Origin of the sequence: Cellulosimicrobium sp. NPDC055967, assembly GCF_042269845.1 — a bacterium.
GTDB lineage: Bacteria > Actinomycetota > Actinomycetes > Actinomycetales > Cellulomonadaceae > Cellulosimicrobium.
On the sequence record NZ_JBHJYJ010000012.1, the window covers coordinates 24,960 to 37,227 of the forward strand.

At 73.2% G+C, this 12,268-nt stretch carries 10 protein-coding genes and 1 pseudogene; 8 read left to right on the plus strand and 3 right to left on the minus strand.

The annotated features are described in order from the left end of the window. The first annotated feature begins 174 nt into the window (after positions 1-174). The 5 genes from ACFC2L_RS15015 to ACFC2L_RS15035 all read left to right on the plus strand — a co-directional run bounded on the left by ACFC2L_RS15015 (position 175) and on the right by ACFC2L_RS15035 (position 6,577). On the plus strand, positions 175-1,458 hold the full coding sequence (locus ACFC2L_RS15015) for a G5 domain-containing protein (RefSeq protein WP_375825085.1): 1,284 nt from the start codon (positions 175-177) through the stop codon (positions 1,456-1,458). Between the two features lie 112 nt (positions 1,459-1,570). Beyond that, positions 1,571-2,290 carry a hypothetical protein gene (locus ACFC2L_RS15020; RefSeq protein WP_375825086.1) on the plus strand — a complete coding sequence of 240 codons (720 nt, stop codon included), beginning with the start codon at positions 1,571-1,573 and terminating at the stop codon, positions 2,288-2,290. A gap of 76 nt (positions 2,291-2,366) precedes the next feature. After that, complete coding sequence (metG, locus tag ACFC2L_RS15025; RefSeq protein WP_375825087.1) at positions 2,367-4,160, plus strand: methionine--tRNA ligase; 1,794 nt, start codon at positions 2,367-2,369, stop codon at positions 4,158-4,160. A 2-nt stretch (positions 4,161-4,162) separates the two neighbouring features. Then, entirely contained in the window at positions 4,163-5,224 is a 1,062-nt protein-coding gene (locus ACFC2L_RS15030) for a TatD family hydrolase (RefSeq protein ID WP_375825088.1), read from the plus strand. Positions 5,225-5,410: 186 nt separating this feature from the next. Then, the gene (locus tag ACFC2L_RS15035; protein ID WP_375825090.1) at positions 5,411-6,577 is read left to right on the plus strand and encodes a ubiquitin-like domain-containing protein; all 1,167 of its coding nucleotides are present in this window, start codon (positions 5,411-5,413) and stop codon (positions 6,575-6,577) included. Positions 6,578-6,776: 199 nt separating this feature from the next. On the opposite strand, the gene ACFC2L_RS15040 is transcribed toward ACFC2L_RS15035, so the two are convergent. Then, positions 6,777-7,265: a transposase gene (locus ACFC2L_RS15040; RefSeq protein ID WP_375825160.1), complete on the minus strand. Its 489-nt coding sequence runs from the start codon at positions 7,263-7,265 to the stop codon at positions 6,777-6,779. Further along, positions 7,184-7,558, minus strand: a pseudogene (locus ACFC2L_RS15045) (transposase); the annotation flags it as partial. The pseudogene ACFC2L_RS15045 and the gene ACFC2L_RS15040, both read right to left, overlap by 82 nt. Here ACFC2L_RS15045 and ACFC2L_RS15050 point away from each other — a divergent pair. After that, positions 7,531-8,991, plus strand: coding sequence for an RNA-guided endonuclease InsQ/TnpB family protein (locus ACFC2L_RS15050; RefSeq protein ID WP_375825091.1), 1,461 nt, complete (start codon positions 7,531-7,533; stop codon positions 8,989-8,991). The pseudogene ACFC2L_RS15045 and the gene ACFC2L_RS15050 sit on opposite strands and share 28 nt — an antisense overlap. Here ACFC2L_RS15050 and ACFC2L_RS15055 read toward each other — a convergent pair. After that, positions 8,988-9,374 carry a VOC family protein gene (locus ACFC2L_RS15055; protein WP_375825092.1) on the minus strand — a complete coding sequence of 129 codons (387 nt, stop codon included), beginning with the start codon at positions 9,372-9,374 and terminating at the stop codon, positions 8,988-8,990. The two genes, ACFC2L_RS15050 and ACFC2L_RS15055, sit on opposite strands and share 4 nt — an antisense overlap. Positions 9,375-9,517: 143 nt before the next feature. Here ACFC2L_RS15055 and ACFC2L_RS15060 point away from each other — a divergent pair, with 143 nt between their 5' ends. Together ACFC2L_RS15060 and ACFC2L_RS15065 are read left to right on the plus strand one after the other, a co-directional pair. After that, positions 9,518-10,528 carry a helix-turn-helix transcriptional regulator gene (locus tag ACFC2L_RS15060; protein ID WP_375825093.1) on the plus strand — a complete coding sequence of 337 codons (1,011 nt, stop codon included), beginning with the start codon at positions 9,518-9,520 and terminating at the stop codon, positions 10,526-10,528. A gap of 333 nt (positions 10,529-10,861) precedes the next feature. Beyond that, on the plus strand, positions 10,862-12,256 hold the full coding sequence (locus ACFC2L_RS15065) for a transglycosylase family protein (RefSeq protein ID WP_375825094.1): 1,395 nt from the start codon (positions 10,862-10,864) through the stop codon (positions 12,254-12,256). The last annotated feature ends 12 nt before the right edge of the window (positions 12,257-12,268 follow it).

Here is a 12,268-nt window from a genome sequence, read left to right on the forward strand (position 1 = left end):
TATTGGTCGGCCGTGGGGCGCGGTCTTCGTCGAGCACCCAAGGTGCCAGGAGCCCGCAGGACGGCCGGATCGGCTGGTCGAACCGGGTGACGCCCGCGCCGTAGCGCGGAGCGCCCCGGGGCGCGCGTGCGCCGTCGACCCCCGTGCCCGGGACCCCCGACGACTTGGACCAGAGTGCACAACCCCTTCCGCTTCCGCGCGCCCCAGAACCGTGACGTCGAGACCACGACCTCGGACGTCGCCCCCGTCGAGACCACCCCGGAGACCTCCGAGACGCCCAGCCGTCGCGCCGCCCGCACCGCGCGGACCCTGCGCGCGACCCGCCGGCGCCGCTGGTCGATCGTCGGCGCGGCGACCGCCGTCGCCCTCGTCGGCTCGGGCGCCGTCGCCTACGGCGAGGCCAGCAAGACCGTGACGATCGACGTCGACGGCGAGGTGACGACCGTCAGCACGCTCGCCGGCTCGGTCTCCGGCGCGCTCGACGCCGCCGGCGTCGACGTCGGCACGCGCGACCAGGTCGCGCCCGACCCCGGGTCGGCCCTCGACGACGGCGACGAGGTCGTGGTGCGCCTCGGCAAGAAGGTCACCGTCCAGACCGACGGCGAGCAGTCCGACGTCTGGCTCACCGCGCTCGACGCGGACGAGGCGCTGCAGACCCTCGCCGAGCGCGGCGGCGACGTGCGCCTCGTCGCGTCCCGGTCCGGCGAGCGCGCGTCGCTCGACCTGCGCCTCGACACCGACGGCCCGGTGAACGTCGTCGCCGACGGCACGACGACGGTCGCCCCGGACGGCAGCATCGGCATCCCCGCCATCCTCGACCAGCAGGACATCGAGCTCGGCGAGCTCGACCGCGTGAGCGTGCAGCGCGTCGACGCGCCCGAGCCCGGCGCGCCCACGGTCTCGCTCGTCGTCCAGCGCGTCGTCGTCGAGCAGCAGCAGACGACGACGCCCGTCCCGCACGGGACCGTCCAGCAGCCCGACGACTCGAAGTACACCGACGAGTCCGCCGTCGCCCAGACCGGAGCCGACGGCGTGACCACGACGACGTTCGAGGTCACCCTCGTGGACGGCGTCGAGGAGTCGCGCGAGCAGCTCTCCCAGGAGGTCACGACCGCGCCCGTGGACGAGGTCGTCGTGACCGGGACGCAGGAGCGCCCGAAGGACCCACGCTCGATCGGGCAGGCCATGGCCGCCGCGCGCGGCTGGACCGGGTCGCAGTGGACGTGCCTCGAGAAGCTGTGGACCAAGGAGTCCAACTGGAACCCGACGGCGGACAACCCGACGTCGAGCGCCTACGGCATCCCGCAGTCGCTCCCCGGCTCGAAGATGGCTAGCAAGGGCGCCGACTGGGCGACCAACCCCGCGACGCAGATCGCCTGGGGCCTGGACTACATCGCCGGCTCGTACGGCTCGCCCTGCGGCGCGTGGTCCCACTCGCAGGCCACCAACTGGTACTGAGCACGAACCTCCCGAGCCGACCGGCTCCGGACGGGCGTCGTCCCCGGTTCCTCGGCAGGCTCTGCACGCCGTCGCCACCGGGGTGAGCGACCGGTCCGATAGCGTCCGCGGCGTGGGAGGGCAGGGAGAGAGCGGGAGCGACGGGCGCGTGCGCGCGCTTCTCGTGCCCGCGACGGTGCTCCTCCTCCTCGTCGTGTCGGTGGCAGCGGTCGGCGGGGTGCTGCTGGGGCGGGCCCTCGACCGCTCGGTGCCGGCTGCCGAGGACGGGTGGCGCGCGTGGCGCGGGGTGGACGAGGACGACGAGCGGTACGTCGCCGACCTGGTCGCAGACGCCGGGGCGTGGCCTGGGACCGACGACGTGACGGGTCCGGACCGGATCGGTCGAGGGTTCCTCGAGCCGACGGTCAGGGTCGCCTTGACCGTGACCGTCGACGAGCGGCCGAGCCGTCCCGACCTCGACGCGCTGAGCGAGCGGATCTGCGGGTCGACGCGCGCGGGGGACGCGCAGGGGTTCGAGGTCTCCGTCCTGCTGGTGCGCGACGACGCCCTCGTGGACGTCCGGTGCCTCGACCCGGCGGGGGCGCCGCTGGTCGCCGCCGTGCTTGCCGGCGCCTTCGCCACCGCGTCGGGCGACCTCGACGCCCTCGGGGCGAGCGTCTTCGTCTCCGAGCCGCCGGCCGAGCCACGACCCGACCAGCCCGGAGGAGCGAGCGTCCGGATGACGCTCACGCCCACAGGGCACGAGGTCGCCGGTCCCGCGGTGCAACGGTGGGTGCTGCTCGCCCGGGAGGCGGGCTTCTCCGCGGTCGACGTCCGGGTGGGCGACGCGTGACCTCGCGCCGACGACGCATGGTCACGACCCGGACCGCGCCGCGACCGGACGTCCGTCCCGACTAGGATCGGGCACCATGACCCACATCCTCTCGGCCGTGGCGTGGCCGTATGCCAACGGGCCGCGCCACATCGGCCACGTCGCAGGTTTCGGTGTCCCGTCGGACGTCTTCAGCCGGCACATGCGCATGGCGGGTCACGACGTCCTCATGGTCTCGGGCACCGACGAGCACGGGACGCCGATCCTCGTGCAGGCGGACAAGGAGGGCGTGACGCCGCAGGAGCTCGCGGACCGGTACAACCGCGTCATCGTCGAGGACCTGCACCAGCTCGGGCTCTCGTACGACCTGTTCACCCGGACCACGACGCGCAACCACTACGCCGTCGTGCAGGAGATGTTCCGCACGGTCCACAAGAACGGGTACATGGTCGAGCAGACGACCATGGGCGCGATCTCGCCGTCGACCGGCCGCACGCTGCCCGACCGCTACATCGAGGGCACGTGCCCCATCTGCGGCTACGACGGCGCGCGCGGCGACCAGTGCGACAACTGCGGCAACCAGCTCGACGCGATCGACCTCGTCAACCCGCACAGCCGCATCAACGGCGAGACGCCCAAGTTCGTCGAGTCGAACCACTTCTTCCTCGACCTGCCCGCGTTCGTCGACGCGCTGGGGGACTGGCTGCGCACGCGCACCGCGTGGCGCCCGAACGTCCTGAAGTTCTCGCTCAACCTGCTCGACGACGTGCGCCCGCGCGCCATGACGCGCGACATCGACTGGGGCATCCCCGTCCCGCTGGAGGGTTGGGAGTCCAACCCGAGCAAGCGCCTCTACGTGTGGTTCGACGCGGTGATCGGCTACCTGTCGGCCTCGATCGAGTGGGCGCGGCGCAGCGGCGACCCGGACGCGTGGCGCGCGTTCTGGAACGACCCCGAGGCCCGCTCGTACTACTTCATGGGCAAGGACAACATCACGTTCCACTCCCAGATCTGGCCGGCCGAGCTGCTCGCCTACGACGGCCGGGGGAGCAAGGGCGGGGCGCCGGGCCCGTACGGGAACCTGCAGCTCCCGACGGAGGTCGTGTCGAGCGAGTTCCTCAACGTCGAGGGCCAGAAGTTCTCCTCCTCGCGGGGCGTCGTCATCTACGTGCGCGACATGCTGGCCCGCTACCAGCCGGACGCGTTCCGCTACTACGTCGCGTCGGCGGGCCCGGAGACGCAGGACGTCGACTTCACGTGGGCGGACTTCCAGCGCCGCACGAACGACGAGCTCGTCGCGGGCTGGGGCAACCTCGTGAACCGCACGGCGAACCTGGTGCACAAGAACTTCGGGGCGATCCCGGAGCCGGGCCAGCGCCAGCCGATCGACGAGGGCGTCCTCGCGACGACGACGACCGCGTTCGGCCGGGTGGGCGAGCTCATCGCGACGCACCGCCAGCGCGCGGCCGTCGCGGAGGCGATGAAGACGGTGGGCGAGGTGAACAAGTACGTGTCGGACACCGAGCCCTGGAAGCTCAAGACCGACCCGGACCGGCTCGCGACCGTGCTCCACACCGTGACCCAGGCGGTGAGCGACCTCAACACGATCCTGTCGCCGTTCCTGCCGCACTCGGCGCAGCAGGTGCACGAGGCGTTCGGCGGCACGGGCACCATCGCGCCGCAGCCGCGCATCGACGAGGTGACCGACCTCGACGACGACTCGCGCCGCTACCCGATCATCACGGGCGACTACCGCGCCGAGGGCCTGGCGACGTGGGAGCCGAAGGCCGTCGTGCCGGGCACGCCGGTCGGCAAGCCGACGCCGGTGTTCACCAAGCTCGACGACTCGATCGTCGAGGAGGAGCTCGACCGCCTGCGCGAGACCGCCTGACCGTGGCGAAGCAGCGCGAGCGCGGCCGGCCGCCGGACCCGGAGCCGCTGCCGGTCCCCGTGGTGGACAACCACACGCACCTCGACTCGATCGCGCACGTCCTGCCCGATCCCCGGGGCCCCCGCGAGTCCCCGCAGCGGAGCGAGGACGACTCGTGGGGGTGGGGCGACGTCCCCGCCCCGAGCGTCGCGGACCACCTCGCGCGGGCGGCGGCCGTCGGGGTGGACCGGGTCGTGCAGGTCGGCTGCGACCTCCCCGCGGCCCGCTGGACCGACGCCCTCCTGCGCGGCGACCAGGCGATCTGGGGGGTCGAGCAGGCGGATCCGGCGCGTCCCGGTGCCGGGACGAGCCAGGATCACCTGGTCGACCGCGCGGGCACGGGGGTGGGGCGGCTGCTCGGGGCCGTCGCGATCCATCCCAACGAGGCGGTGCTGCACGGCGGGGTGCGGGAGGTCGGGCCGGACGGGCTCCTGCCCGACCCTCGGGCGCACCATGACGTCCCGCTCGACGACGCCGTCGCCGAGATCGCCGCGATCGCGCGCGGCAACGACCGCGTGCGGGCGATCGGCGAGACGGGGATGGACCTGTTCCGTACCGGACCGCGAGGAGAGGCTGTACAGCGGGAGTCGTTCCGGGCGCACGTCGCGCTCGCGAAGGAGCTGGGCCTCGCGCTGCAGATCCACGACCGCGACGCGCACGCCGAGGTGCTCGACGTGCTCGCGCGGGACGGTGCCCCGGAGCGGACGGTCTTCCACTGCTACTCGGGCGACGCGGCGATGGCCCGGTTCTGCGCGGAGCAGGGCTGGTACCTGTCGTTCGCGGGCCCGGTGACGTTCCGCGCGAACGACGAGCTGCGGGCCGCCCTGCGCGAGGTGCCGCTCGGGCAGGTCCTGGTCGAGACGGACGCGCCGTACCTCACGCCGCACCCGTACCGGGGCCGTCCCAACGCCCCGTACGTGCTGCCGACGACGGTCCGTACCGTCGCCGAGGTGGTGGACCTGCCGCTCGCGGACGTCTGCGCGCGGCTCGCCGCGACGTCGGTCGCGGTCTACGGGCCCTGGTGACGCGGGCACGACGGAGGGGGAGCCGTCGCCGCGCGTCGCCGCCCGTTCCGGGGCGAACCGGAGGTTTCGTCCTGGGTCACGTTTCGGCTACGGTCAGGTCCGTGCGTCGCGCGCCGTGCGCCGACGACGTGCCCCACCTCGCCCTCGGCGCTCGCCGCGGGCCGCTTCCCAGAAGGGACCGCGCGCGTGCTCGCACCTGACGGAACCGGTCGCCGGCGCCTGCAGCGGCTGGCGGCCCGGGGCGTCGTCGTCGCGAGCCTCGTGGTCGTCACGGGCGCGTTCGCCTCGCTCCAGAAGAGCGTCACGCTCGACGTGGACGGCGAGCTGTACGACGTCTCCGCGTACGGGCGCACGGTCGCCGAGGTGCTCGACTACCAGGACGTCACGGTCGGCGCGGAGGACCTCGTCGAGCCGGGCCTGACGGACTCCGCGCACGACGGCGGCACGATCGTCGTCCGGACGAGCCACGACGTGACGATCGAGATCGACGGTCAGGTCCAGACGATCTCGACGACGGCGCGCACCGTCGGGGAGCTCCTCACCTACCTCGGCCCGCGCGCCGAGGGAGCCGTGACCGAGGTGTCCCGCACCCAGGCGCTCGGTCGCGACCCGATCCGGGTCTCCACGCTCAAGACCGTGCACGTCGCCGTCGACGGCGCGGTCATGCCCATCACGACGGCGGAGCCCACGGTGCGCGGTGTCCTCGCCACGGCCGGCATCGTGCTGGCCGAGGGCGACAGCACGTCCGCGCCCCTCGACGCGGCGGCCGTGGACGGGATGCTCGTCCTCGTGAGCCGGGCCGCCGCGTCGGCCACGACGGTCACCGAGGTGCTGCCCTTCACCACGGAGGAGGTCGAGGACCCGAACCTGCCGAAGGGGCACCGGGTCGTCGTCCAGTCCGGCCGCGTGGGCGAGGCGACCACGACGTACGCCGTCCAGACCCTCGGCGGCGCCGAGGTGTCGCGCACCGTCCTCACGCGCACGGTCACGACGGAGCCGCGCAACGAGATCATCAAGGTCGGGACGATGGACATCTCGGTCTCCGTGGACCCCGGCTCGGCGCGGGCGATCGGCCGCTCGCTCGCGGCCCAGCGCGGCTGGGGCGACGACGAGTTCACGTGCCTCGACAAGCTGTGGACCAAGGAGAGCAACTGGCGGGTCGACGCCGACAACCCGAGCTCGAGCGCGTACGGGATCCCGCAGGCGCTGCCCGGGTCCAAGATGTCGAGCGCGGGCTCCGACTGGCGCACCAACCCGGCGACCCAGATCACGTGGGGCCTCGGCTACATCGAGGGCCGGTACGGCACGCCCTGCTCGGCGTGGTCGCACTCGGTCGCCAAGGGTTGGTACTGAGGCCGGCGCGGCGCCCGCGGTCCGCGGGCACCGCGGCACGCTAACGCCTGTCGAACAACTACCCGTGGCGATCAAGGCGGCGTAAGAGGAGCCGGATCTGGGACAGGATGACGAACGCTTCGTGGGCGGTGAGTGTGGCTTCGTATTGCCGCACGAGGCGGCGGTGCCGGTTGATCCGCCCGTTCGTCCGCTCGACGACCTAGCGTCGTGGTTGAACGACGAACCCGCCGACGGGTTGGGGGCCAGAGACGATCTCCAGCTCGATCCCAGCCGCGGTTGCGGCGTCGGCGGGTGCTTGCCCGGTGTAGCCCTTGTCAGCCCAGACGTGCGCCACGGACGGGCACGGGTTCTTCGTGAGTAGGTCGGCGAACGCAGCCCTGGCCTGGACGTTCGCCGCGGTCACGTGGGCGGCCAGGAGTCGTCCGGCGGTGTCGACGAGGATGTGCCGTTTGACGCCCTCGACCTTCTTCACACCGTCGAAGCCGCGCCCACCGGGGACCGGAGTGCTCTTGACGGAGACGAGTCCACGACGGCAGCCGTCGGCTGCTGGTCGCGGCCGTCGTGGACGCGGTCTTCGGCGCGCAAGACGGCGAGGACCTGCTCCCACAGCCGTCTGTTCGTCCACCGGGTGAATTGCTTGTGGGCCGCGGACCAGGAGACGGTGAAGTCGTGCGGGAGCGCCCGCCACGGGATGCGCGTGGTCACGACGAAGAGAAGTGCGCCTGAGTACTCGCGCCACCGGTGCTCGCAGCAAGGCCGCCCGCCGCGGGTGCGGGTGGGGATCTCGAGCGCGGGGATGCGCGCCCAGGCCGTGTCGGTCAGGTCGGACGGGTAAGGGCGTCGCGGTGATAGTTCACACGTGCGCCATCGTCCTGACCAGGTCTGACATCCCGTCGTTGTCGGTGCCGGCCGGTAGCGTCCTGGTCGTGTCGAGGCATACGACGTTCCAGCTGGTGGCTGACCCCACCGCGGAGCAGGCACGCGCCCTGGCCCGGCACGAGGGCGCCGCCCGGTTCGCGTTCAACCAGGGCCTGCGCTTGCACCTGAATGCCCGCACGGCCGGCAAGCGCGACGGCTTCGAGGTGAAGGTCCCGTGGACCGGGTTCGACTTGATCAATGCGTTCAACGCGTGGAAGAAGACCGAGGACGCCGGGCGCCGCTTCGTCGTCGACGGTGCGGGTGTCGCCGAGCTGGAGGTCACGGGCCGGGCCTGGCGGACTGAAGTCAGCGCCCAAGTGTTCGAGGAAGCCGTGGTTGATCTCGGCAAAGCCTTGAAGGCGTGGACCGACTCCCGGCGTGGCAAGCGCGCCGGCCGGCCGGTCGGGCATCCCCGGTTCAAGAAGAAGAACCACGAACGCGGCTCGTTCCGCATGCGCAACAAGACTTCGAGGACGAAGACCGGCGAGCGCGCCACGATCCGGCTCGGTGAGGCCGGTCCTCGCTCGGTGACGCTGCCCGGGATCGGCGCCATCAAGGTCCATGACGACACCCGACGCCTGCGACGGATGCTCGCCAAGGGTCGGGCACGGATCCTGTTCGCGACCGTCTCCCGGCGTGGCGGGCGGTGGCGCATCAGCGTGAACGTCGAAGCCGCCGACCTGCACCCCGGCGCCCAGCATCCTGTCCGCGACGCCGAGGACCATGGCGGGTGGGCGGGCGTTGATCGTGGCCTGCACGCACCCATCGTCGTCGCCCTGGCTGGCGGCGAGCAGGTACTCCGCATCGACGTGGCGCCCAAGGCCCTGCGGGCGGCGCAACCCGTGACCCGGCGGCTGCAGAAGTCCGTGTCCCGCAAGGTCAAGGGCTCCGCCAGCCGGCGTGCCGCCGTGCGCCGCCTCGCCCGTCACCACGAGCGGGTTCGTGCCCGCCGTCATCACTTCCTGCACCAGGTCTCCAACCTGCTGGTCCAGACCCACGACCGGCTCGTCATCGAAGACCTGAACATCCAAGGGATGCTCGCCAACCACCGGCTCGCCGCAGCCATCTCTGATGCGGCCTGGGGTGAGCTCGCCCGCCAGATCACCTACAAGCAATCCTGGCGAGGCGGCCACGTCCTGACCGCAGACCGGTGGTTCGCGTCATCAAAGACCTGCTCCGCGTGCGGGAACGTCAACCAGACACTCACGCTCGCCGATCGCGTCTTCGTCTGCGAGCACTGCGGGCACACCACCGACCGCGATCTGAACGCCGCGGTCAATCTCGCCACCTGGGGCGAGCGCCGCTTCTCCCAGGTCCTGGCCCCCGAAGCACGAGGCCAGGTCACCAACGCCCACCGACGGGAAGGCTCTGGCCCGCGCATTCGCGCGAGTGAAACCAGCCCGGACGACGTGGGAACCCTCGCCGCCACCGCGGCATCGGGACGTCCGAGAACGACGCTGCCGAACACTTCACCGAGGTTGTTCGACAGGCTTTAGCCCTCCAGCATCTCCAGGTAGTGCGGGTTCTGTATGATCCCGAGCACGTTGCCGAACGGGTCGACCACCGACGCCGTGACGAAGCCCGTGCCCTCCCCGCGCTCGACGACCCCCTCGTACTCGGTCGCGCCGAGCGCGAGCAGCCGGGCGAACGCGTCGCGCACGTCGTCGACGTGCCAGTTCACGATCGCGCCCCCGGGGGTCTCCGGCTGCGGACGCGGGGACCAGGACCGGGCGATGATGCCGAGCTCGTCCTGGCGGTCGCCGACCCGGAACTCGACGTACCCGCCGGGGACCACGTAGTACGGCTCCGTCCCGAGCACCTCCGCGTACCACGCGGACGCGGCCTCCAGGTCGTCGGCCCACAGGTTCAGCGTCGCCATCCCACGCAGCATGCTCGTCTCCCTCGTCGTCGTCCCCGGGATCGAGCCCGGGGACCGCGGTCGTCGACCCGGCGGGACCGACACCAGGACAGTAGGACCCCATGCGGAACGTGCGGTTCCGCAGGGTGCGGCAGGATGGATCCGTGCTCGACACCTCCGTGCGACTCCTGCGCCTCCTGGCGCTCCTCCCGACGCGGCCCACGTGGTCGGGCCCCGAGCTGGCCGAGCGGCTCGGCGTCACGACCCGCACGGTCCGCAACGACGTGGAGCGGCTGCGACTCCTGGGCTACGAGGTGCGCTCGGCGCCGGGGACCGCGGGCGGCTACCGGCTCGGGTCCGGGACCGCGCTGCCCCCGCTCCTGCTCGACGACGAGGAGGCTGCCGTCGTCGCGGTGTCGCTGCGGGCCGCCGCGACGGGGTCGATCACAGGGGTGGAGGACGCCGCGCGTCGCGCGCTCGTCAAGCTCGACACCGTGCTGCCCGCCCGGCTGCGCGCCCGGGCGGACGCCCTGCGCGCCGCGGTCGCGAGCGCACCGGTGGCGGGGCCGTCGGTCGACGCGCGGGTGCTCTCCGAGATCGCGGGCGCCGTCGCGGCGCGGACCGGGCTGCGCCTCGAGTACCGGGCCCACGACGGGACGACCACGGCCCGCGCGGTCGAGCCGTACCGGCTCGTGCACCTGGGGCGTCGGTGGTACCTCCTGGCGTTCGACCTGGGCCGCGAGGACTGGCGGACCTTCCGCCTCGACCGGCTGCGCCTGCGCACGCCCGGCGGACCGCGCTTCACGCCCCGCCCCGTGCCGGGCGGCGACGCCGTCGCCTACGTGGTCCGCGGGGTGGGGTCGATCGCGTCGGCGCACCCCGCCCGCGTGCGCCTGCACGCGCCGGCGAGCGTCGTGGCGGAGCGGCTCGCGCCGGAGGCGGGGGTGCTCGTCGACGACGGGCCGGACGCGTGCGTGCTGGAGACCGGGGGGACGTCGCTCGCCCGGCTCGCCGGGTCCCTGCTGGGCCTCGACGTCGACCTCACGGTCCTCAACCCGCCCGAGCTGGCGGCGACGCTGGCTCGGGTCGGGGCGCGCGCGGCACGGTCCGGGCGTGCGCGACCGGGCGCTGCGGAGGGTGCCCTCGCGCGTGACGTCGACGGTGACGCCGGGTGAGAAGCGCGTGGAGACGCCCGTGACATACGCCTAGAAATCCGGACAGAACCTCCCAGTCTAGCGGCGTGGGGGTTGGAGTTCGATAACGGATCGGTTACGGTCGAACGTCGCTCGCGTGCGAACGGCATGCCCTCGCGGTCCTTCCGGACCACGGGAGGCGTGCCCGGACCGCGCGGGCGGTGCGCCGTCGTCGGGCCCTGGGGAAGGGGCGCCGGGGTTGGCGCCGGCAGCCGGATCGGCCGCTCGAGACCCGCGGACGCACGTGTGCGCCCGCCGCGGAGGACGCACGTCCCCCGCGGGCCGCGGGTGGTGCGCACGCGCCGTCGAGCCTCCGTGCCCGGGACCCCCGACGACTGGACCCGAGTGAAGAACCCCTTCCACCGGACCGCTGACGCGGCCGGCGCCCCCGAGAGCGCCGACACGACCCTCCAGAACCCCCCGACCCTCGCCGACGGCCCCGCGGAGAGCCCCGCGACCACCGCCCGCCGTCGCCGCCGCTGGCCCCTCGTGGCCGGCGCCACCGCCGTCGTCCTGCTCGCGACCGGCGCCGTCGCCTACGGCAATGCGCGCAAGACCGTCCAGCTCGACGTCGACGGCCAGATCACCTCCGTCACGACCTTCGCCGGGTCCGTCGAGGGCCTGCTCGCCGAGCAGGACGTCGCCGTGGGCGACCGCGACCTCGTCGTGCCCGACGTGGACTCCGCCCTGCGCGGCGGCGGCGACGTCGTCGTGCGCTACGGGCGCGAGGTGCCCGTCCAGGTCGACGGCTCCCAGTCCTCCGTCTGGCTGACCGCGCTCGACGCGGACGAGGCCCTGACGACGCTCGCCTCGCGCGGCAGCGACGTGCGCCTCGTGGCGTCGCGCTCCGGCGAGCGCGTGTCGCTCCCGATCCGCCTCGACGCGGACGGGCCCGTGAACGTCGTCGCGGACGGCGAGACCAAGGTCGCGCCCGACGGCAGCATCGGCATCGACGCGATCCTCGACCAGCAGGGCATCCAGCTCGGCGAGCTCGACCGCGTCCACGTCGAGAAGTCGGAGCAGATCGCCGCGGCCCAGGCCGACGCCGCGGCGGCGGCCGACCCTGCCGCTGCCGACGCTGCCGCGACCGAGGACGCCGCGACCGACGCCGCGCCCGTCTCGCTCGTCGTGCAGCGCGTGAAGGTCGAGGAGGTCCCCGCCGAGGCGGCCGTCCCGTTCGAGACGGTCACCGAGGAGGACGCGAACCGCTTCAAGGACCTCGACCCGGTCGTCAAGCAGGAGGGCGCCGAGGGCGTCCACACGACCGTGCACCGCGTCACGACGGTCGACGGCGTCGAGGAGTCGCGCGAGCTCGTCTCCGAGGGCGTCACCACGCCCCCGGTGAACAAGATCCTCGTGCAGGGCACCAAGGAGCGCCCCAAGCCCGAGCCGAAGCCCACGACGCAGCAGCGCTCGTCGACCCCGTCGTCGGGCGGCTCGTCCGCGCCGGCCGCCGACCTCGGGTCCGCCCCGGACGGCGTCTGGGGCGCGCTCGCGCAGTGCGAGTCGGGCGGCAACCCCGCGACGAACACGGGCAACGGCTACTACGGCCTGTACCAGTTCTCCGCGTCCACGTGGCGTGCCATGGGCGGCTCCGGCCTCCCGTCGGAGGCCTCGGCCGCCGAGCAGACGCAGCGCGCCCAGGCGCTCCAGGCCCGCTCGGGCTGGGGCCAGTGGCCCGCGTGCGCCCGCAAGCTGGGTCTTCTCTGACCCGCTAGCACG

Bases quoted from the DNA above. Each gene is read 5' to 3' on its own strand.
- ACFC2L_RS15055 (WP_375825092.1), bottom strand. From the start codon at position 9,374: ATGGCGACGCTGAACCTGTGGGCCGACGACCTGGAGGCCGCGTCCGCG.
- metG (WP_375825087.1), top strand. From the start codon at position 2,367: ATGACCCACATCCTCTCGGCCGTGGCGTGGCCGTATGCCAACGGGCCG.